Here is a 25062-nt window from a genome sequence, read left to right on the forward strand (position 1 = left end):
GCCGGCCGGCCGGTCAGTTCCCCTTCCCGCCGCCGCCTCCGCCGCTCCCGCTGTCGCTCCCGCCCAGCTCCTTGAGCCAGTTGCCCACCGAGTGCGCCCAGGAGTTCAGCTGGGACCAGTAGCCCCTGCCGGTCCCGATCCAGTCCTGCAGCGGGCTCAGCTCCCAGACCAGCCAGCCCGCCACGAACAGGATGACGATCGTGAACAGGCACCCCTTCAGGCAGCCGAGCCCGGGGATCTTCATCGGGTTGGCGCCGCGCTGCCGGCGCTGGCCCGGCTCGCGCTCCGGCCGCCGGGGCTCGGGCGCGGGGGCGGGCGGCGGGGCGTACCGCTGCGGCCCCCCGCGGGGCTGCCGCGGCTGGGGCTGCGGCGGGGCGTACTGCTGCGGCTGGTGCTGCTGCGGGTACCCGTGGCCGGGCTGCTGCTGCGGCTGCGGGCGCTGCTGGGGCCGGGGCTGCTGCTGGGGCCGGGCGACCTGGCGCTGCGGGCGGCGGCGCAGCGGGTCCTCCGCCGGGTCGAGGTACTGGACCTGGGTCTGCTCGTTGCGGTCGCGGGCGGCGCGCAGCTGGGTCTGCCAGGGGTGCGGCTGCTCGGGCTGCTGCCCCTGGGGCGGCTGCTGACCGCCGCCCGGGCCGCCGCCCGGCTGTCCCTGCGGCATCGGCGGCATGACGCGCGTGGGGTCGGCCGCGCCGTGCTGCGGCAGCACGCTGGTCGGGTCGGCGGCCCCGGCGGGGCCGCCGGTGTGCGGCAGCACACTCGTCGCGGCGTTCGGGTCGTACGCCCCCGGGCCCGCCCCCGCTCCCGCGCCCTGCGGCAGGACCTGCGTCGGGTCGGCGGCACCGGGCACGCCCGATCCGGGTACGGCCGCGGGTGCCGGGTCGGGCGCCAGCAGGGCGCCCACGCCCTCCGCGGCGGCGATCTGGGCCGCGTTCGCGTGCACGCCCACGCCCTCGGCGACGACGCGCAGGGCGCGGGCGAGGTTCTCGGCGCTCGGCCGCCGCTCGGGGCGCTTGCTCAGGCAGCGCTCTATGACGGTCCACAGCGGGTCGGGGACCGTGGAGGGGCGGCGCGGCTCGGCGCTCAGATGCTGGTGCAGCACCTCGAGGGCCGAGGCGCCGGAGAACGGCGGGCGGCCGGTGACCAGCTCGTACAGCAGGATGCCGGCGCCGTAGATGTCGACGGCGGAGGTCTGCGGGCGGCCCTCGGCCGACTCGGGGGCGATGTAGGCCGGGGTGCCGACGAACTCCTGGGTGCGGGTGAGACCGGGCGAGTCGGCCAGCCGGGCGATGCCGAAGTCGGTCAGCATCGGGTGCATCTGCCCGCCGTCCTGCCGCAGCAGGACGTTGGCGGGCTTGAGGTCCCGGTGGACGACCCCGTCGGCGTGGCTGGCGGCGAGCGCGTCGGCGATCTGCGCGGTGAGCAGCGCCGCGGCCACGGGTGTGAAGGGGCCGTTCTCGCGCAGGTAGCGGTGCAGGTCCGGGCCGTCGACGAGGTCCATGACCAGCGCCAGCAGATCGCCCTCGACGACCAGGTCGCGCACCCGGACGATGTTGGGATGGGTCAGCCGGAGCAGCACGGAGCGCTCCCGCAGGAACCGCATCACGACGTCGGCGTCGTTGGCCAGCTCCTCCTTGAGGACCTTGATCGCGACCAATTCGCCGGGCTGACCGGGCACGGCCGCCTCGGCGCCCGCGGTCTGACGCTGGCGGGCTCGCCAGACGGTGCCCGTGGCGCCGCGTCCGAGCGGCTCCTCGAGCAGGTACTTGCTGCCTACCGGCCGCACGTATGCGCTCCCTGCTGCTTGCTTGCCTGGTCTTCCCGCGCCTTCCGTGGCCTGCTGCGGGTGTTCCGACCCACTTTAGTGCCGCGGTGCGCGCCGCCGGGCGGTCGTGCTGCCGCGCCCGGTGGTCCTGCCCTGCTCACGGTCCTCTCGAGGCGACTTACGCATGGGGTGCCGTACATGTTCGACGGGAAGACGCTCGGCTCGGGTCGCTTGGTTGCCCCGGGTGGACGTGACCGATCTCAAGCCGGTCGCAAGCGAACATCCACAGGCCATGCGACAGGCACTTTTGCGGGCAGAGCCGACCAATCAAGATCACTTGGCGGCGGGCGGCGGGCGCGGTGTCAGTGGCAGGTGCGAGGATGCCCCCAGTATTGGCCGACGTGCTCGTGCGGCGGTGGGGGAAGCCCGCGGTGGGGGACCGGGGGCCGCTTCGCCCCCTGCCGTGCGCGGGCGCCCGCGCAGAAGGGACCGCTGACGGCGATGCAGATCCGGCTGACCGTCGTAGACCCGCTGGGCCCGCCCTCCGGCGCGCGGCCGCGCGCCGCGAGCTGCGACGTGCTGGTCACGGCGCCCGCGGGCACGGCCCTGGCCGCGGTGGCCTCGGCGCTCGCCGCCGCGGTCGCCGGGGACGGCGGCGCGGCGGCGGAGCGGGCCGGACGGGAGCGCGGGGGCCGCGAGCGGGCGGCCGAGCGGGGCAGGGAGCCCGGCGCGGGCCCGGTCGTGCTGTACGCCGGCGCGGAGCGGCTGGACGCCCGGCGCTGCACCCTCGGCGAGCCGCCGCTGCTGGACGGCGCGGTGCTGTCCCTGGGCGCGCCCGCCGAGCCGGAGCCGCATCCCGAGCTCGACGACGCCCCGACCCAGCTGCACGTGGTCGCGGGCCCGGACGCCGGCGGGGTCCATCTGCTGCACGGCGGGCAGATCACCGTCGGCCGCTCCGCCGACGCCGACGTCCCGCTCGACGACCCCGACGTCTCCCGCGTGCACTGCGCGGTGACGGTCTCCCCCGACGGCCGGGTCTCGGTCGCCGACCTGAACTCCACCAACGGCACGGCGCTGGACGGCGAGCCGGTCGGCTCCCGCCCGGTGCGCTTCGCCCCGGGCGCGCTGCTGCGCATCGGCGAGTCGGCGCTGCGCCTGACCCCGGCCGCCGGACCCGGCGCCCGCGTCGCGACCGCGCCGGACGGCGAGGGCCATGTACGGGTGACGGCCTCCCCGGACGCCCCGCCGCCCCCGCATGCTCCCGGTTCCCCGCATGCTCCGGGCTCCCCACACGCTCCGGGCTCCCCGGACGCGCCCGGGTCCGCCGGCGTGCCGGTCTCCGGCGGTGCGCCGCTCCCGGACGGTGTGTCCGCCGGCCCCCACGCGCACGGGCCGGCCGGGGAGGGCCACGGCGGTACGGTCCACGGCTTCGGCCAGGCTCCCACGGGCACGCTCCCGCCCGGTGCCTCCGGACGGACCGGTCTGTCCTACGGCTCCCTGAGCTGGGGTGCCTCCGGTGACGCCCCCGGCGCCCAGGAGCACGGCCCGGCGGCACCGCCCGTGGTGCCCGCCCAGGGCGGCGCGCCGGGGCCGGAGCGCCCCGGCGGGAACACCCACGGGGGACGGTCCGGGGCGCTCGGCCCGGCCGGAGGGGCCGACGACGGCGAGGCGGCCGGTGACACGACCGGAGACGCCGGTGCGTACGGCGCCGGTGCGTACGGCGCCGTCGACACGCCCGGCCGCAAGGGGACGCCCCCGCGCGGCACCGAGGCGCCGCACGTCCTGCGCAGGCGCGGCGGCCTCGGGGCGTGGGCGCGCAGACTGGCCGGCGGGCGCGGCGAGCAGACGCCGTCCCGGCGGGAGCCGGACGAAGCCGCCCCGGCCGGCCCGGCGCAGGGCACGTTCACGGGTACGGGCACGGGCGCGGCCCTGGGCGCCCGGGTCCCGGCGGAGTACGCCGCCGCGCCCCGGTCGCCGGAGACCTGGCCGGACCCGGCGGCCCTGCTGCTGACCGCCCTGGGCCCGGGACCGCGGCTGTGGGAGCGCGGTCCGGGGCATCCCGAGGCGCTCGCCGTCCGGCTGGGCACGGCCGACCGGGCGGCCCCCGACGGCTCCGGACTGCTGCCCGCGGTCCCGGTGACCGCGGGGCTGCGCGAGGTGGGCGCGCTGGGCCTGGCCGGACCGCGCGCCCGTCTGGCGGGGCTGGCGCGCGCGGTGCTCGCCCAGCTCGCCGCGCTGCACTCCCCCGACACACTCGAGATCGTCCTGCTCAGCGCGGACCGCACCCGCCCGCTGCCGGAGCGCACCGCGGAGTGGGCCTGGCTCGGCTGGCTGCCCCATGTGCGCCCGGCCCACGGCCAGGACTGCCGTCTCCTGCTCGCCTACGACCGCGAACAGGCCACCGCCCGCACGGACGAGCTGCTGCGCCGCCTGGAGGACCAGCTGGCGGAGCGCCGGCCGGGCGGCGCGGCCGGGCCCGCCGCCGGGGCGGGCGATCCGGCGGCCGCGGACCGGGGGGACGTACGGCGGCCGTCCTGGGCCCGGGAGGACGAGGCGCGGGACGAGCGGTTCGCGGGCCCGTACACGGTGGTGGTCGTGGACGGCGACCCGGGCGGCGCCTCCGTGCGGGAGGGGCTGGCACGGCTCGCGCAGGAGGGGCCGCGCGCCGGGATACACGTGGTGTGTCTCGCGGAGGCGGCGCCCGCCTCGCCCGCGTCCCCGGTGACGGAGACGTACGAGGCGGCGTGCGCGGCCTCGCCCGTCTTCCGCGACTGCGGGGCCGTCGCGCTGCTCAGCGGTGACGTGGCCACGGCGCTGCGGCTGATGCGCGTGGCCCGCTCCACGGCGGACACGCCCCACCCGGCCGCCCCGGCCGCCACCGGCCGCACGGCCCACCCCCACGCCCACCCCCAGGGCCCCGCACCCGCATCCCCGCAGGCACCCGCACCCGCACCCGCACCCGCACCCGCACCCGCGCCCCCCCATGCCCCCGCGCCCCCACCCACCCCCTCCCACGCCCACGCCCAGGCGTCCGCGACCACCGTGACGGCCCCCGTCCCGCCCGGCACCGTCGCCGTGGTCGACGCCGTGTCGCTCGCGTGGGCCGAGCGGTTCGCGCGGGCGCTGGCGCCACTGCGGACGGACGCCGTGGCCGGCGACCGGCCCGCGCGGGTGTCGGCGCCGCTGCCGCTGTCGGCGCGGTTGCTGGACGAGCTGGGCCTGGCCCGGGCCACCCCCGCCTCGCTCCAGGCGCGCTGGGCGGACGCCGCCGACGACACGGCGGCGCTCGGCGGCCGGGCCTGGGCGATACTCGGCGCCGGACCCCGCGGCCCGGTCTGCGCGGACCTGGTGGCCGACGGCCCGCACCTGCTGGTCGAGGGACCGGCGGGCAGCGGCCGTACGGAACTGCTGCGCTCCGTCGTCGCCTCGCTCGCCGCCGCCGAGCGCCCCGACCGCCTCGGCATCGTGCTGCTGGACGGCCGGGACGGCGTCGCCGCGGACGGCGGGCACGGCGAGGGGCTGCGGGTGTGCACCGACGTGCCGCACGTCACCACGCATCTGACCGCCAACGACCCGGTGCGCATGCGGGAGTTCGCGCAGTCGCTGAGCGCCGAGCTGAAGCGGCGGGCCGAGCTGCTGGGCCGGTCGGACTTCGCCGAGTGGCACGCCGGGCGCGAGGTGTCCGGCCGTATCGTCGCCCAGCGCACACCGGCCGGCCGGGGCGGACCCGGCCCGGCCGCGCCCCCCGCGCCGTCCGCGCCCGCCGGGGCGGGCGCCGCCGATCTGGACACCCCGCCGAGCTCCACCCTGCGGCTGCGCCCCGCGGCGGCCCGGGCGCGGACCGGTGCGGCGACCGCGCCGCCGCTGCCCCGGCTCGTCGTGGTCGTCGACGACCTGGACGCCCTGGTCTCCCCGGCGCTCGGCTCGCCCGGACGGCCCGCGGCCGGGTCGGTGGTGCGCGCCCTGGAGGCGGTGGCCCGGGAGGGCGAGCGCCTGGGCGTGCACCTGGTGGCCGCCGCCGCGCCCGGGGGCCGTACGGCGGAGACGGAACCGGCGCGCCGGGCCACGCTGCGGGTCACCCTGGACGCGCCGGCCACCGGACCGGACGAGCCGGCTCCCGGACGCGGGCGGCTGGCCCGTGCCGACGGCCGGGTGACCGCGTTCCAGGCGGGCCGGGTCACCGGGCGGATACCCAGGACGGCGACCCAGCGCCCCACGGTGGTCCCCCTGGAGTGGCAGCGCATGGGCGACCCGCCCGCCCGGCGCTCGGTCCGGGAGCTGGGCAACGGCCCGACGGACCTGGCCCTGCTGGCCAGTGCCCTGGAGCGGGCGGCCCGGGAGGTCTCCGCGGCCGAGGTCCCGTCCCTGCTCTGACGCCCCTTCTCCGGCGCGGAGGCCCGGCTCCCGGTGCGGGAGCCCGGCATCCGCCCGCCCGCGGCCCGGCGCCCCTCACGGCCCTGCCGGCGCCGCGCACGATCATGGCTGACATAGAGTCACGACGTGGTCACGATCGCCCGCTTGACACCGTGGGCACTCTTGCCGACTCCCGGGCCCCGGCGTAGACCAGAGCGCACGGGACAGCGCTCGACGTTCGACGAGTTACGAAGAACGGGGCAGTGATGCGCAGCACGAGCAGCACCATCCGGACACGCAGGGCCGCCAGGACGGCGGCGGCCGTCACCGCGGGGGCACTGGCTCTCTCCCTCACCGCGTGCGGCGGCGGAAGCAGCGACAAGAAGAGCGGCGGCGACGGCAGCAGCGCCCCGGCCGGCGCCACCGTCACCCTCCCCAAGCTGAACGGCACGACCCTGGAGGTCGCCGCCGTGTGGACCGGCGCGGAGCAGAAGAACTTCAAGCAGGTCCTGGCGGAGTTCACCAGACGCACCGGCGCCAAGGTCACCTTCGTGCCCGCCCAGGACCCGATCATCAACTTCCTCGGCTCGAAGATCGCGGGCGGTCAGCCGCCGGACGTCGCGCTGCTCCCGCAGCCGGGCGCCATCAAGCAGGCCGTGGCGAAGAAGTGGGCCAAGCCGCTCGGCCCTCAGGCGCAGGCGCAGCTGGCGAAGAACTACTCGCAGGGCTGGCAGGACATCGGCAAGGTCGACGGCAAGCAGTACGGCGCGTACTACAAGGCCGCCAACAAGTCGCTGATCTGGTACAACGCCAAGGTCTTCGAGAACGCGGGGGCCAGTGAGCCCAAGACCTACAAGGAGCTGCTGAGCACCGCGCAGCAGGTGTACGACTCCGGTGTCACGCCGTTCTCGGTGGGCGGCGCCGACGGCTGGACGCTCACCGACTGGTTCGAGAACGTCTATCTCTCCCAGGCGGGGCCGGAGAAGTACGACCAGCTCGCCCAGCACAAGATCAAGTGGACGGACCCGTCGGTCAAGCAGGCGCTGACCACCCTCGCGCAGATCTGGTCCAAGAAGGACTACATCGCGGGCGGCCCGGACGGCGCGCTGCAGACGGAGTTCCCCGCCTCGGTGACCCAGACCTTCACCGGCGGCGACCAGCCCAAGGCCGGCATGGTCTTCGAGGGCGACTTCGCGCAGGTCAACATCGGTGAGACCAAGGCGAAGGTGGGCACGGACGCGAAGGTGTTCCCGTTCCCGGCCGTGGGCGCCACCGCGCCCGTGGTCTCCGGCGGCGACGCGGCGGTGATCCTGAAGGACTCCAAGGCGGCGCAGGCCCTGGTCACCTTCCTGGCGTCGTCCGACGCGGCGACGATCCAGGCGAAGCTCGGCGGCTACCTCTCGCCGAACAAGAACGTGCCCGGCTCCGCCTATCCGAACGAGGTGCAGCGGAAGATCGCCCAGGCCCTGATCGCCTCCGGCGACAGCTTCCGCTTCGACATGTCCGACCAGGCCCCGCAGGCCTTCGGCGGCACGCCCGGCAAGGGCGAGTGGAAGGACCTCCAGGACTTCCTGAAGAACCCCTCGGACGTCGCGGGCACCCAGGCGAAGCTGGAGAAGGACGCGGCGGCGGCGTACGGCGGCGGGAGCTGACCGGCGATGACCGCTCGCACCCACCGAGGACATCCGCGCGCAGGGCGGGGCCGGCGATGACGCCGGCAGCCGCGGGGGGCGTCGCCAAGACACCGGCGGCGCCCTCCGCTCCCCGCCGGCGCAAGAGCGTGACCGGCACCCGGCGCACCGTGGCGGCCCTGTTCCTGCTGCCGGCCCTGGTGCTGCTCGGCGCGCTCGTGGTCTACCCGATCGGGTACTCGATCGTCCGCAGCTTCTACAACGCCTCCGGCGACGGCTTCGCGGGGATCGACAACTACAAGGCCCTGTTCACCGACGACGGCATCCGCACCGCGCTGAAGAACAACATCATCTGGGTGGTGTTCGCCCCCACCGTGGCCACCGCGCTCGGCCTGGTCTTCGCGGTGCTGACCGAACGGGTGCGCTGGGGCACGGCGTTCAAGCTGGTCGTCTTCATGCCGATGGCCATCTCGATGCTGGCGGCCGGCATCATCTTCCGGCTGGTCTACGACCAGGACCCGGACAAGGGCGTCGCCAACGCGGTGTGGGTGGGCGTGCACGACACCTTCGCCCAGTCGTCGGCGTTCCCCAAGGCGCACCCGGGCCGGAACTCGCCGCTCAGGCCGGACCGGGGCGGGTTCATCACCGCCGGCCCGGTCCACGCGGGCCAGTGGGTGGCCCTGCCGCTCGTCGGCGTCGCACCCGACCAGATGCCGGACAGCGCCGAGAAGGCCGCCCGGCCCGAGGCGAAGCCCGGCGAGATCACCGGCACCACCTGGCAGGACTTCACCCGCGGCAAGGGCGTCGGCCGGCTCGGCGAGGTCGATCCGGCCGAGCTGGGCTACGCCGGGATGCGCATCGAGGCCGTCAAGGACGGCGAGGTGGTGGCCTCGGCCAAGGCCGCGGACGACGGCACGTTCACGCTGCCCGCGCAGGCGGACGGCGCGCGGCTGCGGCTTCCGGCGGGCAACTTCAAGGCGCCGTACAACGGCGTCGACTGGCTCGGCCCGTCGCTGGTCACACCGGCCATCATCGGGGCGTACGTGTGGATGTGGGCCGGGTTCGCGATGGTGCTGATCGCCGCCGGGCTCGCGAGTGTGCCCCGGGAGCTGCTGGAGGCGGCCCGGGTGGACGGCGCCACCGAGTGGCAGGTGTTCCGCCGGGTCACGGTGCCGCTGCTCGCGCCGGTGCTCGCGGTGGTGGTCGTCACCCTGATGATCAACGTGCTGAAGATCTTCGACCTGGTCTACATCATCGCCCCGGGCTCCTCCCAGGACGACGCCAACGTGCTGGCCCTGGAGCTGTACCGCAAGGGCTTCTCGGAGGGCCGGCCGGGTATCGCCAGCGCCATCGCGGTGTTCCTGCTGCTGCTGGTGATCCCGGTGATGTTCTTCAACATGCGCAGGCTCAGGCGGGAGGTGCGGCGATGAGCGTGGAAGCAGGGGCTCCGGCCAGGACGGCCCCGGTGGCGCCGGTGCGGGTCCGCAGGTCCCTGGCCTCGCGGCTGGCGGACGCCGCCGGCGGCGGCGCGGTCCGGGTGTTCCTCGTTCTGGTGGGCCTGTTCTGGCTGGTGCCCACGATCGGTCTGCTGCTGTCGTCGCTGCGCTCCCCGGAGGACATGAGCGGCAGCGGCTGGTGGACGGTCTTCAGCGAGCCCGCCCAGCTCACCTTCGGCAGCTACCGGAAGCTGCTGGAGAACGGCGACATCACCGACTCCCTGGTGAACACGGTGCTGATCACGGTCCCGGCGACCGTCCTGGTCGTCGTGGTCGGCTCGCTCGCCGGTTACGCCTTCGCCTGGATGGAGTTCCCGGGCCGGGACTGGTGGTTCCTGATCGTGGTCAGCCTGCTGGTGGTGCCGGTTCAGGTCGCGCTGATCCCGATCGCCGAACTGTTCGGCGACATCGGCCTGTTCGGCACGATCTTCGGGGTGATCCTGTTCCACACGGGCTTCGGCCTGCCGTTCGCGGTGTTCCTGCTGCGGAACTTCTTCGCGGAGATCCCGCGCGAGCTGCTGGAGGCGGCCCGGCTGGACGGCGCCGGCGAACTGCGGCTGTTCGCCCGCGTGGTGATGCCGCTCGGCGGGCCCGCGATCGCGAGCCTGGGCATCTTCCAGTTCCTGTGGGTGTGGAACGACATGCTGGTGGCCCTGGTGTTCACCAAGTCCGGTACGCAGCCGATCACGGTGGCCCTGCAGACACAGGTGCGCCAGTTCGGCAACAACATCGACGTACTGGCACCGGGGGCGTTCATCTCGATGGTGATCCCGCTGGCCGTGTTCTTCGCGTTCCAGCGGCAGTTCGTGTCCGGTGTGATGGCGGGCGCGGTCAAGTAGCCCGGGGAGCTGGGGCGAGGGGGGCGGTCCGCCGGCGGACCGCCCCCCTTCCGTTCACCGTGCGGTCCCGCGCCGCTTGGGGAAGGTCGTCCCCCGCGGCGGCGCGGGACCGCACGCTGCGGGAGGCCTCGTCCCCCGGATGCCGCATCGGAACGTAACCCGACCGGCCCATCGGCCGTTTGAGGGCCGACCGCCCTCGTCGGCCCTTGGAAGTCGTATGCCCAGGTTCCGTGTTCCGCCGTGCGGCCACCGCGCGGCGTTCCCGCGCCTGGCCCGCGCGTGGCGCGCCGCCCCGCCCCCGGGCGCGCCCCCGCCCGCCCTCTCCGCGCGGGCCGCCGGTCGCCGGACCGTCACCGACGGCCCGCGAACACCGTTTGCCCTTCCGGGAGTCCGTGTGCGCGCCCGCACGGCGCGGCCCACCCCCACCCGGCCGTCCACCTGGCGGCCGTCGGGACGGCCGGGCCGGGACCGCGACAGCACAGCCAGGACCAGGACCAGGACCAGGACCACGACGGAAAGAGCAGAATGCCCCGCTTCAGCATCATCGTCGCGCCCCACGGGGACGGTGCTCCCCCCGGCCGAGCCGGTTCGAGGCCGGGGGCGGGCCGGCTGTCCCAGGCGCTGGACTCGGTCCTCGCCCAGTCCTTCGCCGACTTCGAACTGATCGTGGTGTGCGACGGCCCGGACGCCCCGGCCGCGGACGTCGCCGCCGCCTGCGCGGAGCGGGACGTGCGGGTGCGGCCGGTGCACTCGCCGCAGGCCGGTCCGGGCGCGGCGCGCAACGCGGGGATCCGGGCGGCGGCGGGCGCGTACCTGCTGTTCCTCGACGGCGACGACGCGCTGGCGCCGGGCGCGCTGACCGCGCTGGCGGCCCGGCTCGAGGAGACCGGCGACGTCGACGTGCTGTACGCCGAGCACGAGCGGGTGCCCTGGTGGGAGGGGGAGCCCGCGGAACCGGCCCGCCCGCTCCCGGCGGACCTCCCGGAGCACGCCTACTCCCCCGCCGGGCACCCGCGGCCGGCCGGCGTCCGGCTGCCCGCCCGGAGCGCCGCCTACCGCCGTGACTTCGTCACCGGGCACGGCCTCGCCTTCCCCGACGGGCACTTCACGGACCTGGGGTGGGGCGGCCTGGTGAGCGTCGCCGCCGAGCGGGTCGCGGTGCTGCGGCAGGTCGTCGTACGGCATCGGCTGCACCGCCGGGGCAACCGGCTCGATCTGCCCGGCGAGCACCAGTGCGACCTCCTCGACCAGGCCGAACGGGTGCTCGTGCGGGCCGCCGGGGCGGGTCTGTCCGCCGAGCGGTCGGCCGCGCTGTTCGAGGAGGTCTTCGCCGCCGTGCTGGACGCGGCGGCGCATCCCCGGCGGGTGCCCGCGCGCCGGCGCCGGGCCTTCTTCCGCCGGGCGCGCCGTCTGTACCGCTGCCACCGCCCGGCCGGTTTCCGGGTGCCCGGCGGCGTGAGGGGTCTGCGGCACCGGCTGCTGGCGGCGGGCGCGTACACCGTCTTCCGTGTCCTGGGCCGCGCCGCACGGCCGGCCGGCGCGGGGGCCGGAGCGCGGGCCGCGGGGCCGGCCGGGCGGCCGTCCCGGGGGCGGACCGGACGGCCGGCCGGCCGTGCCGGACGGGCCCTGGCCCGCGTCCGGGCCCTGGGCACCCGCCTGGCCTACTGGTGGCAGCGGCACCTGCCGCTGGATCCGAACCTCGTGGTGTACTGCGCCTACTGGGGCCGCGGCTACGCCTGCAACCCGGCCGCGCTGCACGCCAAGGCCCGCGAACTCGCCCCGCACCTGCGGGCGGTGTTCCTGGTGGAGCCCGGCCTGGAGCACACCCTGCCCGACGGCGTGGACCACGCGGTGATCGGCACCCGGCGCTGCTGGAAGGTGCTGGCCCGCGCCACGTACCTGGTCAACAACGCCAACTTCGCCGACGCCGTGGTCAAACGCCCGGGCAGCGTGCACCTGCAGACCCAGCACGGCACCCCGCTGAAGACCATGGGCTGCGACCAGTCGACGTACCCGGTGGTCGCGGCGCAGACCGGCAGCTTCACCAGGCTGCTGGCCCGCGTGGACCGCTGGGACTACAACCTCTCCTCCAACCGGCACTCCACCGAGATGTGGGAGCGGGCCTTCCCGGGCGCCTACGAGCCACTGGAGTACGGCTATCCGCGCAACGACGTCTACCTGACGGCGGGCGCCGCGGACGTGGCCCGTGTCCGCCGCGCGCTGGGCGTGCCCGAGGGAGCGACCGCCGTCCTGTACGCCCCCACCCACCGCGACCACCACAGCGGTTTCGAGACGGCGCTCGACCTGGAGGCCTTCTGCGAGGCCGCCGGCGACGACGTCGTCGTCCTGCTGCGCGCCCACTACTTCTACGACCGGGGCGCGCGGCACGCCAGCGGCCGGATCATCGACGTCACCGCGCACCGCTCGGCGGAGGACGTGTGCCTGGCCGCCGACGCGCTGGTCACGGACTACTCGTCGATCATGTTCGACTACGCCAACCTCGACCGGCCGATCGTGATCCTCGCCGACGACTGGGAGGTCTACCGGGAGACCCGGGGGGTCTGCTTCGACCTCATGCGGACGCCGCCGGGACCGGTGGCGCGCACCCCGCGGGAGCTGGCCCGGATCTTCCGCGACGGCTCCTGGGCCGGCGCCCGCTCGGCGGCGCTGCGGACGGCGTTCCGGGAGCGGTTCTGCCAGTTCGACGACGGACGGGCCGCCGAACGCGTCGTGCGCCGGGTGTTCCTCGGCGAGCCGCCCGAGGCGCTGCCGCCCGTGATCCCGCTCGCCGCGCGCGTCCCGGCCCCGGCCGCCGCCCCCCTGGTAAGGAGCTGACGACAGCAGTGCCCCGCTTCAGTGTCATCGTCCCGTGCTTCAAGGTGCAGGGCTTCCTGCGCGAGTGCCTCGACTCGGTCCTGGGCCAGTCCTTCCGCGACATCGAGGTGATCGCCGTCGACGACTGCTCACCGGACGGCTCGGGCGCGATCCTCGACGAGTACGCCGGCCGCGACCCGCGCGTCCGCGTGCTGCACCTGCCGGAGAACGTCGGGCTCGGCCGGGCGCGCAACGCCGGGATGCCGCTCGCCACCGGGGACTACCTGTTCTTCCTCGACAGCGACGACACGCTCACCCCGGGCGCGCTGCGCGCCATGGCCGACCGTCTGGACGAGGCCGCCGGCCCGGACGGCCGGGCCGCCCCCGACGTGCTGGTCTTCGACTACGCGCGCACCTACTGGTGGGGCGGCACCCGCCGCAACGCGCTGGCCCGCGTCCTGTCCTCGGTGGGCGCCGGCACCTTCACGGCCGCCGAGCACCCGGAGATCCTCGACCTGCTGATGGTGGTGTGGAACAAGCTCTACCGCCGCGGCTTCGTCGAGGCCAACGGCTTCGCGTTCCCGCCGGGCTACTACGAGGACACGCCCTGGACCTTCCCGGTGATGCTCAGCGCGGAGCGGATCGCCGCGCTGGACCGCATCTGCGTGAACTACCGCCAGCGCCGCCAGGGCAACATCCTGTCCACCACCAGCCGCAAGCACTTCGACATCCACGACCAGTACGAGCGGGTGTTCGCGTTCCTCGACGCCCGCCCGGAGCTCGCGGACTGGCGGCCGTATCTGCACCGGAAGATGGGCGAGCACTGCCTGGACATCCTCGCCAAGCCGGACCGGCTGCCGCCGTCGGACAAGGCGGAGTTCTTCCGCCGGACCGCCGAGTTGTTCCGGCGCCACCGGCCGGCCGGCGCGCCGGTGGACGGCGAGGTGCGGGCGCTGCTGGGCTCGTACGCCGCCTACCAGGTGGCGCGGCAGTCCGGGCGGGCCCGCCGGGAGCTCGGGCGGCGGGCGCGCAGGGTGCGCCGGGCCGCGGCCCGGCGGGTCAAGGGCGCTCTGGCCGCGGTGGACGCCCGCCGGTCACTGGACGAGAACCTGGTCCTGTACTCGGCGTTCTCGCACCGGGGCCTGCTCGGCGACCCGGCGGCGATCTACCACAAGGCACGCGAGATCGCGCCGCACCTGCGGGGCGTGTGGGTGCTCAAGGACGAGGAGCGGGCCGCGCTGCTGCCGCCGGACGTGGAGTACGTCCTGCTGGGCTCGCTGGGGTACCGGCGGCTGGCGGCGCGGGCCGGGTTCTTCGTCAACAACGTCAACTGGCCCGGCTCGCTGCCCAAGCGCCCCGGCAGTGTGCACATCCACACCCATCTGGGCACGCCGCTGAAGTACATGGGGGCCGACCTGCTGGGCAAGCCCGGCGCCCGGCACGGCCTGGACGTGCCGGCGATGCTGCGCCGGGCCGACCGCTGGGACTACAGCCTGGTCGCCAACCGCCACTCGGAGCTGGTGTGGGACCGGGCCTACCCGTGCGACTTCGTGTCGGTGCGCACCGGCAGCCCGCGCAACGACGTGCTGGTGAGGGCGCGTGCCGGGGACGCCGCGGCGCTCCGCCTGCGCGAGCGGCTCGGCGTCCCGGCCGGGAACACGGTGGTGCTGTACGCCCCGGCCCGCCGCGACTACCGGCGCGGCGGCCACGTCGAGCGGTTCGACCTGGCGCGGTTCGCCGAGGACCTCGGCGCGGACCACACCCTCCTCGTCCGTCTGCACCCCTCGCTCGCGACCGGCCCGGCGCGCGGCATGGGCCTGGCGGAACTGCACCGGCGCGGGGTGCTCATCGACGCGACCGACGAGCCGCACGTCGAGGAGGTCATGCTCGCCGCCGACGTGCTGGTCACCGACTACTCGGCCCTGATGTTCGACTACGCCTGCCTGGACCGCCCCCTCGTGGTCCACGCCGACGACCTCGGCGCCTACACGGCGAGCCGGGGCGTCTACTTCGACGTCACCGCGCAGCCGCCGGGCCCGGTGAGCCGCTCGTACGAGGAGCTGGCCGGCCTGTTCGCCTCGGGGGACTGGCGGGACGCGGAGTCGGCGCGGCGGCGGCAGGCGTTCCGCGCGCGGTTCTGCGAGTTCGACGACGGGTGGGCGGCCGAGCGGGTGGTGCGGACGCTGCTGCTGGGCGAGGAGGGCTGGACGCCGCGGCCGGCCCCGCCGCCGGCCGCGGCGGCGTCCGGGCAGGTGCCGGCGCAGGCGTCCGGACGCGATCTGCTCGCCCCGTCATGAGGCCGCGCGCCCGGCGCCCGCATGTTCACGGTCAAACACTCCCAGGCGCTGTTCCCCGGGCTGTCCCTGGCGGCCGCCGGCGCGCTGATCGCCGTACGGCGGAGGCGGCGTCCGGGCGGGGCGGCCGGGCCGGGTGTCCTGGCGGTCACGGCGGTGGCCGCGTGCGTGGCCGCCGGCACGCTGCTCGCGGCGCGGGCGCTGCGCTACCCGACGGGGACGGAGGGTCCCGGGGCCGCGGCCGGTGAGGGAGCCCGGAGTGATCACTCGATGAGGTGACATCGGGCCACACTGTTGACGGTGGCGGGGATATACGGTCAATGCCCCGCACCTTCGCGTCCGCCGGCGTCCCGGTCCGGTGAGCGCCGGCGTCCTCCTCCGGCGGTCCGTGCCCGGCGCGAGCGCGCCCGGCCGTCACCGCGCCCTGCGCCCGAGCCCGTGTCAGGCGGCCGGTGCGCTGTTCTGGGTGGTGGTGTCGCTGGCGTACTGGCGGGTGCCGCCGTGCTGCGACGCCGGGCAGCACGCGGCGGTGATCGAGCGCCTGCGGTCCGGTCTGCTGGAGCCGCGTCACCCGATGGCCGACCTGCCGGGCGCGGGCAGCCCCTACTACTCGCCGTACGCCGTCACCGAGGGCGTCCTCGCCCGGCTGACGGGGCTGACCGGATGGCAGCTGCTGCGGGTGGCCGGGCCGTTGAACCTGCTGGTGCTGCTCGGCGGCCTCGGCCGCTTCGTGCGGGTGCTCACCGAGCGGCGGTGGGCGCCCGTGCTCGCCCTGGGCTGTGTGACGCTGCTGTGGGGCACCGAGCGGGCCTGGTGGTCGGGCTACCTGGGGCTGATGCCGCTGACGGGCAACCTCGGGTACCCGTCGACGTTCGCCACCGGCCTCACGCTGTGGGCCTGGGCGCTGACCGGCAGGCGGGCGCGGGACGCGGGCCCGGTGCGCTTCGTGGGGCCGCGCGGACTGCGCGGCCCGGGCGGGTACGCGGGGCTGGGCGTGCTGTACGGGGTGGTGCTGCTGGTGCACCCGATCACGGCGGTGGCGGCCGGGCTCGGGGCGTCGGCCTGTGTGGCGGGGTGGCAGCGCCGCTGGCGGCCCCGGGTGGCGGCGCGCTGGCTGCTGACGGCGGCCGTGGCTCTCGCGGTCGCGGCGGCCTGGCCGTACTTCGACCTGTTCGCGCTGGCCGGGGACGGACGCCTGGACGCCATCCACGAGGTGCTGTACCGCGATGTCGTGGGCCACTTCTGGCTGGCCGCGCTCGGGCTGCCGGCCCTGGGCGCGCGGGCGCGGCGGTCGCGGGGGCGGGACCCGCTGGTGCTGATGTTCGCGCTCGACTGCCTCGTCGTGGCGTACGGCCGGGTCAGCGGCCACTTCACCTACGGACGGGTTCTGGGTCCGGCGCTGCTGGGGCCGCAGCTCGCGGCGGCCGTGGAAGTGGCGGCGGCGCGGCCGTGGGCGCCGTGGCGCAGGGCGCTCGGCTGGGTCACGGCGGCGGGCGCCTGTCTGGGCCTGGTCACCGTGCAGGCCGGGGCGGTGGTGCCGCGCTCGCTGGACCCGGTCGGCCTCGAGCAGCCGCCGCGCTGGCCGTCGTACGGCTGGGCGGCCCGGCACATGCGGCGCGGGGACGTGGTCCTCACCGACGGCTACCGCGCCCTGCACTCGATCGCCGGGTACGGCGTGAACCTGGTCGCGCCGCTGTGGCCGGACCGCGCCCTGGACGAGCGGGTCCGGCAGCGCAGGGCCCGGGACGTGCGCGCCTACCTGGACGGCCGCACGAGCCGCGCCGGCCGGCTCGCCGTCGTCCGCCGCTACCACGTGCGCTGGCTGCTGCTGACGCGCGGGCAGCCGGTGCCCGGGGAGGCGGTGACGGTGGCGCGCAGCCGGCGGACCGGCGAGGTGCTGGCGCGGGTCGGGGGCTGAGCCGTATCCGGCGCGCCCCCGGACCGGTACCGGCGGGCCGGTCCGGACCGGCTTCCGGCCTCCGGCCTCCGGCGCCGGGCTCCCCGGCTCCCCGGCTCCCCGGCTCCCCGGTTACTCGACCACGAGCTCCACCGGGATGTTGCCGCGGGTGGCGTTGGAGTACGGGCACACCTGGTGGGCCTGCTCGACCAGCTTGCGGCCGGTCGCCTCGTCCACGGAGGCGGGCAGTTCGATGCGCAGGGTGACGGCGAGCCCGAAGCCCTGGCCCTGCTTGCCGATGCCGACCTCGCCGGTGACGGCGGCGTCGCTCACGTCGACCTTGGCCTGGCGGCCGACCAGGCCGAGGGCGCTGGCGAAGCAGGCGGCGTAGCCGGCGGCGAAGAGCTGCTCGGGGTTGGTGCCCTGGCCGTTGCCGCCGAGCTCCACCGGAGGAGCCAGCTGGACGTCCAGCTTGCCGTCGCTGGTGTAGGCGCGGCCCTCGCGGCCGTGGGTGGCGGTGGCGACGGCGGTGTAGAGCGCGTCCATGGAAAGACCATCCCTCTCGAGTGTCATGGGGCGGCCGGCCGGGTTCCGGTGTCGCGTCCCGGCGGCCTCATGGCCACGAGTAGAGCACACAATTCAGTTGTGCACAACTGAATGGCGGTCCGGCTATCCTGGACGCATGACGACCGAGGTTCCGCAGAGCGCCGCGCCCGACGAGGAGTGGCTGCGCCTGGACCGCCAGATCTGCTTCTCGCTGCACGCCGCCTCGCGCGCGTTCAACAGCGTCTACCGCGTGCTGCTCAAGGAGCTCGGGCTGACCTACCCGCAGTACCTGGTGATGCTGGTGCTGTGGGAGCACGGCGAGACGCCCGTGAAGAAGCTGGGCGAGCATCTGCGCCTGGACTCCGGCACCCTGTCCCCACTGCTCAAGCGCCTGGAGGCGGCGGGCCTGGTGCGGCGCGAGCGCAGCGTGCGGGACGAACGCTCGGTGCAGGTGCGGCCGACGCCCGAGGGCACGGCCCTGCGGGAGCGCGCCGCCGACGTGCCGCGCCGCATCCTGTCGGCCACCGGCTTCACCGTCGAGGAGATCGTCGACCTGCACGCCCGCCTCAGCCGGCTCACCGAGGCGCTCGACACGGCGGCACTGGAGGAGACGCCCGGCTGCCGTTAGGCAGCCTTCAGGCGCCTTCAGGCGGGCCGCCGCCGGACGCGCTCCCGCCGGACGGGCTGCCGTCGGACGGGCCGCCGTCAGGCGGGCTCCCGCCGGGACGGGCCGCCGTTGGAGAGGCTGCCATCGGACGGGCTGCCGCCGCACGGGCCGCCGCCGGACGGGCCGCCGTCAGGCGGGCTCCCGCCCCACGAGCGGCGTATCGGCACAAAGGCGGCATCCTCCGGCATTACGATCCGCCGTGATGACAGCCACCCGTGCCCTCCACCGCGTGCCGCGCGCCCTCACGCACGCCTCGACGGGAAACCGCCTGCTCGCCCTGGCGGCCGCCTGGCTCCTCACCCGCGCCCTGATGCTGTGGCTGCTCGCCCACAACACCCGGCCCCTGCTGGGCAGGGGCGCGGTGGCGCGCGAGGTGTGGAAGCTGTACCACCACTGGTACGTCGTGCTGTCCCACGGCGCCTTCCCGGCGCACGACACCCTGTGGCAGTACCCGCCCGGCGCGGGCCCGGTGCTGCTGTCGCCGGCGCTGCTGCCGGGACTGACCTACTTCCAGGCGTTCGTGACGCTCACCCTGGCCGCCGACGCGCTGGTCGCCCTGGCCCTGGCCCGGGCGGGCACCCGCCCCGGCCGCTCGCTGCGCGGCGCGGGCTACTGGACGCTGGGCCTGCCGCTGCTGCTGCACGTCCCGCTCGCCCGCTACGACATCCAGGTCACCGCCCTCGCCGTGCTCGCCCTGCTGGCCCTGGCGCGCTCCACGCGCGCCTGCGGCGCCCTGGCCGCGCTCGGGGCGCTGGTGAAGGTGTGGCCGGCGCTGACGCTCCTCGGCACGCCCCGGGGCCGCGCCACGCGCTCGGCGTGGACCTGGGCCGCCGTCACCGGGCCACTGGCGCTGGCGGTGCTCGCCGGCGCGTTCCGCAATCCGCTGGCGTTCGTGCGTCAGCAGGGCGGCCGGGGCGTGCAGATCGAGTCGTTCGGCGGCACGGCGCTGGCCCTGGCGACCCACGCGGGCTGGCCGGTCCGGGTGCGCTACCAGTACGGGGCACTGGAGTTCACCGGACCGCACGTCCCCGCGGTCGCGCACGTCTCGCTGGCCCTGTCGGCGGCGGCCCTCGCCCTGCTGGTGGCGTGGCGGGTACGGGCCCGCCGCTGGACGCAGGCCACGCCCTACGACGCCGCGCTGTGCGCCGTGCTGCTGTTCACCGTCACCAGCCGGGTGATCAGCCCGCAGTACATGATCTGGCTGCTGGGCCTCGCGGCCGTGTGCCTGACCTCGCGGCACACCACCCAGCGCCCGGTGGCCGCGCTGATCGCCGCGGCCAGTCTGGTCAGCGCGATCGCCTACCCCACGCTCTACCACCAGGTCGCCGCCTGCACCTGGACCGGGTGTGCGCTGATGGTGACCCGGAACGGTTTACTGGGCACCGCCACGGTAGTGTCCTTGGCCCGGCTGTGGCGCTCGACCAAACTGGTCGCGCACCGAAGGCAACCCGAAAGGGACGTACTCCGTCTTCCGCACGGGACGCCAAGTCCCTCTTAACGGGAGATTACCGACCACACCTACCATTCGCGCCCGTGGATTCCATGCAGCCGCAGACCCCGCAGAAGCCCGACGCCGACGTCGCCGTCGTCGTGATCGGTTACGACGACGCCGGCCACATCGCCGACGCGGTCCGCTCGGCCCTCGCCCAGGGGGCCGCCGTACGCGAGGTGGTGGCGGTGGACGACTGCTCCACGGACGGCACCTACGACGTGCTGACCCGCCTCGCCGCGACCGAGCCGCGACTGCGCGTGATCCGGCACGACACCAACAGCGGCGGGTGCGGCAGCCCCCGCAACACCGGCATGGACGCGGTGGAGTCGCCGTACGTGATGTTCCTCGACAGCGACGACGTGCTGCCGCCTGGCGCGGTCGACGCGCTGCGCACCGCCGCCCGCCGGGAGCGGGCCGAGGTGGCCGCGGGACTGTGCGTGCGCCGCGAGCTGCCCTCGGGGCGCGAGGTGCCCTGGCAGGAGGAGCTGTACCGGGTGGCCGCCGCACCCGCGCGCCCGGCGGAGCTGCCGCGGCTCGTGCACGACACCCTCTGCGTCAACAAGCTGTACCGCACCGGCTTCCTGCGCGAGCACGCCGTCCGCTTCCCCGAAGGGCGCTTCCCCTACGAGGACTTCGTGTTCACCGCGCGGGTGCTGGCCGCCGGGCCGCGCATGGCCCTCGTCCCGGACCGGGTGTACGTCTGGCACGTGCGGCGGTCCGCCGAGCAGCTGTCGATCTCGCTGGACCGCTCCGGGATCGACAACTGGCGGGCCCGCGCCGAGGCGAGCAGACAGGCGTACGAGATCCTGCTCAACGCCGGGCAGAAGGAACTCGCCCGGGCGGCGCGCGCCAAGTTCCTCGACCACGAGGTGCGCATGTACGCGCGTGAGCTGGGCCTGCGCGACGCGGAGTACCGGCGCGCGTGGTGGGCGCACACGCGGGCGTTCCTGGCGGAGTACGACGCCGCCGACTGGGCCGTCAACCCGGCCGCGCCGGGCCGCCTCCTCGCCCGGGTGATCCTCGCCTCGCCCGAACCGCGCGACCTGCCGCGGCTCAGGGAGCTCGCCGCCCGGCCGGCCCGCCTGTGCCCGCCCTACGCGCGGGCCGGGGACGGCACGCCCGTCTGGGCCGAGGACCTGCCGCAGGTCACCCTGGAGCCCTTCCTGTCCCGCCCGGCCCACCGGCTGCCCCTCGCCGTGGACGCCGCGCTGCGCCCCGGCGCGAACGGCACCCTGCTGCGGCTGCGCCTGCACGAGATGTACGGCCGGGTCGCCGAGGCGGGACCGCGGGCGCTGGAGGTGGAGTGGCGGCACCGGGAGCGCGGGTTCACGCGCCGGCAGGGCGCGGTGGCCCTGGCGGCCGGGGCCGGCGGCGCCTGGACGGCCGAGACCGCGGTGGACCTCGCGGCGCTGGGCGCGGGCACCTGGGACCTGCGGCTGGTGGTGCGCTTCGCCGACGGCACCCGCCGCGAGGTGACGGCGCACGCCCGCGACGGCGCCGGCCTGCTGCGCCGCCGGATCGTGCCGAGCGTGCTGTACGGCGTGCTGCTGGTCCAGCCCTACGCCACGCACTCCGGGTCCCTGGCCCTGCGCCTGGCGGCCGGCGCGAGCGGGGTGACCTCGGTGCTCCGGGGCAGATTCCGCCGCATGCTCCGGCTGCTGCGCCGCCGGGCCGGGTAGGTACCCGGACGGATGACCCGTACGCCCGCACGGACGGACGAACCCGCACGCCCCGCACGGGCAAATGAACCTATAGACCCGCATACACGTACCCATGCCATACCCGCACTGACGAGGAGACGCCCGCACATGACCTGGCTGATCACCGGTGGCGCCGGCTACATCGGAGCGCATGTCGTCCGCGCGATGACCGAGGCGGGCGAGGGGACGGTCGTCTACGACGACCTGTCCACGGGCATCGCCGAGCGCGTCCCGGAGGGAGTGCCGCTGGTGGTGGGCTCCACGCTGGACGGGGAACGGCTGGCCCGGGCGCTGGCCGGGCACCGGATCACCGGTGTCGTCCACCTGGCGGCGAAGAAGCAGGTCGGGGAGTCGGTGGAGCGCCCGCTGCACTACTACCGGGAGAACGTCGAGGGGCTGCGCGTGCTGCTGGAGGCGGTGACCGCGGCCGAGGTGCCCTCGTTCGTGTTCTCCTCCTCCGCGGCGGTCTACGGTATGCCGGACGTGGACATGGTGACCGAGGAGACGCCGTGCGCGCCGATGTCGCCGTACGGCGAGACCAAGCTGGCGGGCGAGTGGCTGGTGCGCGCCACGGGCCGGGCGGCGGGCCTGTCCACGGCCTCGCTGCGGTACTTCAACGTGGCCGGCGCGGCGAGCCCCGAGCTGGCGGACGTGGGCGTGTTCAACCTGGTCCCGATGGTCTTCGAGAAGCTGACGCAGAACGCGGCCCCGCGCATCTTCGGCGACGACTATCCGACGCCGGACGGCACGTGCATCCGGGACTACATCCACGTGGAGGACCTCGCGGAGGCCCATGTGGCCACGGCGCGCGCCCTGCAGAGCAACCCCGGCCTGGACCTGACACTGAACATCGGGCGCGGGGAGGGCGTGTCGGTCCGCGAGATGATCGACACCATCAACGCCGTGACCGGCTACGACCGGCCCCCGCTGGTCACTCCGCGCCGCCGTCACAGGGCCTTGATCGCCGCCGCCGTCGAGCGGGCCAGGGCGTCCAGGTAGCCCAGCGGGAGCTTCGGGGTGCGGATGACCACCGATCGCCAGTACAGCGGGCCCGAGATCAGGTCCAGGGCCAGCTGGCGGTCGACGCCGGGGCGGATCTCGCCGCGCCCCTGTGCGGCCGCCAGGATGCTGCTGGCGACGCTCTCCTGGCCGTCGCGCAGGGCCTTCTGCATGGCCTCGGCGATCTCGGGACTGCGGGCCGCCTCCGCCTGGAGGTCGGGGATGATCTGCGAGGCCACCGGGTGGCGCAGGGCGCGCGAGGTGACCTCGTACAGCAGCCGCAGGTCGCTCTCCAGGGAGCCCGTGTCGGGCGCGGGCAGCCCCTGCACCGCGAGCGCGGACACGATGTCGAGCACCAGGTGCAGCTTGGAGCGCCAGCGGCGGTAGACGGCCGTCTTGCCGACCCCCGCGCGCCGCGCGATCCCCTCGATGGACATCCGGGCGTAGCCGACCGCCGCGAGTTCCCCGAAGACGGCGGCGCGGATCGCCTCCGTCACATCCTCCCGCAGTACGGCCGCCCCGGCGGGGGTGCGGCGGCGCGGACGCGTCCGGGGCTCGTCGGCGTTCGTCGTCATGCCGTCCAGCATAGGGCGTTACGACGAAACGGTTGCGTTGCGACGTCGCTTGGCCCTACGCTCACGTTGCGACGATACGGTCCCGTTCCGGCGTAAGAGAACGTGAAGAGAACGGTAAGGAAACGGGTGGCCGGCCCGGACCCGGACGCCCGCCCCACCCCCCGAGCGAAAGCAGCGGATGTGAGCCAGGTACTCCACACACCGCCCCCCGCCCCGGCCCAGGAAGAGGAAGACCTGGCGGCGCTCGCCGCCCGCCACGGGCTGTCCGTCAGCGGCGCCCGCCCCTCCCTGCCGCAGTACGTGCGCCGGCTGTGGGCGCGGCGCCACTTCATCACCGCCTTCGCCACCGCCAAGCTCACCGCCCAGTACAGCCAGGCGAAGCTCGGCCAGGTCTGGCAGGTGGCCACCCCGCTGCTGAACGCGGCGGTCTACTACTTCATCTTCGGCGTCCTGCTCGGCACCAGCCGGGGGGTCGCGGACTACATCCCGTTCCTGGTGACGGGCGTGTTCATCTGGACGTTCACGCAGAGCTCGATCATGGCGGGCACCCGGGCGATCTCCGGCAACCTGGGCCTGGTGCGGGCCCTGCACTTCCCGCGCGCCGCGCTGCCCATCTCCTTCGCGCTGCAGCAGCTCCAGCAGCTGCTGTTCTCGATGGCCGCCCTGGTGCTGATCCTGCTGGGCTTCGGGGTGACGCCCGGCCTGTCCTGGCTGCTGGCGGTCCCGGTGCTCGTGCTGCAGTTCGTGTTCAACGCGGGCGTGTCCATGGTCATGGCGCGGATGGGCGCGAAGACACCCGACATCGCCCAGCTGATGCCCTTCGTCCTGCGTACCTGGATGTACGTCTCCGGCGTCATGTGGAGCATCGACCAGACGCTCAAGGACACCGACCTGCCGCACTTCGTGAAGGTGCTGCTGGAGTCCAACCCGGCCGCCGTCTACATCGACCTGATGCGCTTCGCGCTCATCGACAGCTTCAAGGCCCAGCAGCTCCCGCACCACGTGTGGGCCTACGCGCTGGGCTGGGCCCTGCTCGCCGGCGTCGGCGGCTTCGTCTACTTCTGGAAGGCCGAGGAGAGGTATGGCCGTGGCTGAGCAGTACGGCGCGGACACCCGCGCGGAGGACCGCGCGCTCGACTGCGCACCGGTCCCCACCGTCGTCGCCGACCGCGTCGACATCGTCTACCGGGTCAACGGCACCGGCGCCGGGCGCGGCAGCGCGACCGCCGCCCTCAACCGCATCCTGCGCCGCGAGAAGGCCGAGAAGGCCGCCGGCGTGCGCCGGGTGCACGCGGTGAAGAAGGTCTCCTTCGTCGCCTACAAGGGCGAGGCGATCGGTCTCATCGGCACCAACGGCTCCGGCAAGTCCACCCTGCTCAAGGCGGTCGCGGGCCTGCTGCCGGTGGAGAGCGGCCGGATCTACACCAACGGCCAGCCCTCGCTGCTGGGCGTCAACGCGGCGCTGATGAACGACCTGACCGGTGAGCGCAACGTCCATCTCGGCGGACTGGCCATGGGCATGTCCCGGGAGCAGATCAAGGAGCGTTACCAGGACATCGTCGACTTCTCCGGGATCAACGACAAGGGCGACTTCATCACCCTGCCCATGCGGACCTACTCCTCCGGCATGGCGGCCCGGCTGCGCTTCTCCATCGCCGCCGCCAAGGACCACGACGTGCTGCTGATCGACGAGGCGCTCGCGACCGGCGACCGCGCCTTCCAGCGGCGCTCGGAGGAACGCATCCGCGAACTGCGCCGGAGCGCGGGCACGGTGTTCCTGGTCAGCCACAACAACAAGTCGATCCGCGACACCTGCGAGCGGGTGCTGTGGCTCGAGCGCGGCGAGCTGCGCATGGACGGCCCCACGGAGGAGGTCCTCGCGGCCTACGAGTCCTTCACGGGCGGCAAGTCCTAGCCGACGGCCCTGAACCTTGTCCTGGCCCTGACTCGGCTTGGCCTGGCCTGGACCGGCCTGGCCTGGACCGGCCTGGCCTGGA

At 75.2% G+C, this 25062-nt stretch carries 16 protein-coding genes and 1 pseudogene; 14 read left to right on the forward strand and 3 right to left on the reverse strand.

Going from position 1 to position 25062, the window contains the following annotated elements; all coding sequences use genetic code 11:
* Positions 1–13: 13 nt before the first annotated feature.
* Positions 14–1783 (reverse strand): serine/threonine-protein kinase, encoded by a 1770-nt coding sequence (locus tag ACI2LW_RS22120; protein WP_404732921.1) that lies wholly within the window; start codon positions 1781–1783, stop codon positions 14–16.
* A 480-nt stretch (positions 1784–2263) separates the two neighbouring features.
* Between ACI2LW_RS22120 and ACI2LW_RS22125 the strand changes: the two genes are divergently transcribed.
* The 8 genes from ACI2LW_RS22125 to ACI2LW_RS22160 all read left to right on the forward strand — a co-directional run bounded on the left by ACI2LW_RS22125 (position 2264) and on the right by ACI2LW_RS22160 (position 17107).
* Positions 2264–6136 carry an FHA domain-containing protein gene (locus tag ACI2LW_RS22125; RefSeq protein ID WP_404732922.1) on the forward strand — a complete coding sequence of 1291 codons (3873 nt, stop codon included), beginning with the start codon at positions 2264–2266 and terminating at the stop codon, positions 6134–6136.
* Between the two features lie 245 nt (positions 6137–6381).
* Positions 6382–7767, forward strand: a complete 1386-nt coding sequence (locus ACI2LW_RS22130) for an ABC transporter substrate-binding protein (RefSeq protein WP_404732923.1) — start codon at positions 6382–6384, stop codon at positions 7765–7767.
* Between the two features lie 56 nt (positions 7768–7823).
* Positions 7824–9176, forward strand: coding sequence for a carbohydrate ABC transporter permease (locus tag ACI2LW_RS22135; protein ID WP_404732924.1), 1353 nt, complete (start codon positions 7824–7826; stop codon positions 9174–9176).
* Positions 9173–10081 carry a carbohydrate ABC transporter permease gene (locus tag ACI2LW_RS22140; protein WP_404732925.1) on the forward strand — a complete coding sequence of 303 codons (909 nt, stop codon included), beginning with the start codon at positions 9173–9175 and terminating at the stop codon, positions 10079–10081. Before ACI2LW_RS22135 ends, ACI2LW_RS22140 begins: the two co-directional genes overlap by 4 nt.
* Before the next feature lie 525 nt (positions 10082–10606).
* Positions 10607–12916: a CDP-glycerol glycerophosphotransferase family protein gene (locus ACI2LW_RS22145; protein ID WP_404732926.1), complete on the forward strand. Its 2310-nt coding sequence runs from the start codon at positions 10607–10609 to the stop codon at positions 12914–12916.
* Between the two features lie 8 nt (positions 12917–12924).
* Positions 12925–15192: a CDP-glycerol glycerophosphotransferase family protein gene (locus ACI2LW_RS22150; protein ID WP_404732927.1), complete on the forward strand. Its 2268-nt coding sequence runs from the start codon at positions 12925–12927 to the stop codon at positions 15190–15192.
* A 21-nt stretch (positions 15193–15213) separates the two neighbouring features.
* On the forward strand, positions 15214–15468 hold the full coding sequence (locus ACI2LW_RS22155) for a hypothetical protein (protein WP_404732928.1): 255 nt from the start codon (positions 15214–15216) through the stop codon (positions 15466–15468).
* Positions 15469–15547: 79 nt separating this feature from the next.
* Entirely contained in the window at positions 15548–17107 is a 1560-nt protein-coding gene (locus ACI2LW_RS22160; RefSeq protein ID WP_404732929.1) for a hypothetical protein, read from the forward strand.
* Between the two features lie 111 nt (positions 17108–17218).
* On the opposite strand, the gene ACI2LW_RS22165 is transcribed toward ACI2LW_RS22160, so the two are convergent.
* Positions 17219–17632 (reverse strand): organic hydroperoxide resistance protein, encoded by a 414-nt coding sequence (locus ACI2LW_RS22165; RefSeq protein WP_404732930.1) that lies wholly within the window; start codon positions 17630–17632, stop codon positions 17219–17221.
* Between the two features lie 136 nt (positions 17633–17768).
* Here ACI2LW_RS22165 and ACI2LW_RS22170 point away from each other — a divergent pair, with 136 nt between their 5' ends.
* From ACI2LW_RS22170 to galE, 4 genes and pseudogenes are all read left to right on the forward strand, one after another.
* On the forward strand, positions 17769–18260 hold the full coding sequence (locus ACI2LW_RS22170; RefSeq protein WP_404732931.1) for a MarR family winged helix-turn-helix transcriptional regulator: 492 nt from the start codon (positions 17769–17771) through the stop codon (positions 18258–18260).
* Between the two features lie 241 nt (positions 18261–18501).
* A complete protein-coding gene (locus tag ACI2LW_RS22175) occupies positions 18502–19797 on the forward strand; it encodes a glycosyltransferase 87 family protein (RefSeq protein WP_404732932.1) in 1296 nt (431 codons plus the stop codon).
* Positions 19798–19841: 44 nt separating this feature from the next.
* On the forward strand, positions 19842–21470 hold the full coding sequence (locus tag ACI2LW_RS22180) for a glycosyltransferase family 2 protein (RefSeq protein WP_404732957.1): 1629 nt from the start codon (positions 19842–19844) through the stop codon (positions 21468–21470).
* A 129-nt stretch (positions 21471–21599) separates the two neighbouring features.
* Positions 21600–22475 (forward strand): annotated as a pseudogene (gene galE, locus ACI2LW_RS22185) (UDP-glucose 4-epimerase GalE); the annotation flags it as partial.
* Here galE and ACI2LW_RS22190 read toward each other — a convergent pair.
* Positions 22439–23077 (reverse strand): TetR/AcrR family transcriptional regulator, encoded by a 639-nt coding sequence (locus ACI2LW_RS22190; protein WP_404732933.1) that lies wholly within the window; start codon positions 23075–23077, stop codon positions 22439–22441. The pseudogene galE and the gene ACI2LW_RS22190 sit on opposite strands and share 37 nt — an antisense overlap.
* A 168-nt stretch (positions 23078–23245) precedes the next feature.
* On the opposite strand from ACI2LW_RS22190, the gene ACI2LW_RS22195 reads away from it, so the two are divergent.
* Positions 23246–24160 (forward strand): ABC transporter permease, encoded by a 915-nt coding sequence (locus ACI2LW_RS22195; RefSeq protein ID WP_404732934.1) that lies wholly within the window; start codon positions 23246–23248, stop codon positions 24158–24160.
* The gene (locus tag ACI2LW_RS22200; RefSeq protein ID WP_404732935.1) at positions 24147–24980 is read left to right on the forward strand and encodes an ABC transporter ATP-binding protein; all 834 of its coding nucleotides are present in this window, start codon (positions 24147–24149) and stop codon (positions 24978–24980) included. The genes ACI2LW_RS22195 and ACI2LW_RS22200 overlap by 14 nt, the downstream gene beginning before the upstream one ends.
* Positions 24981–25062 lie beyond the last annotated feature (82 nt).

It is taken from the genome of Streptomyces sp. NPDC004065, from assembly GCF_044903565.1.
GTDB lineage: Bacteria > Actinomycetota > Actinomycetes > Streptomycetales > Streptomycetaceae > Streptomyces.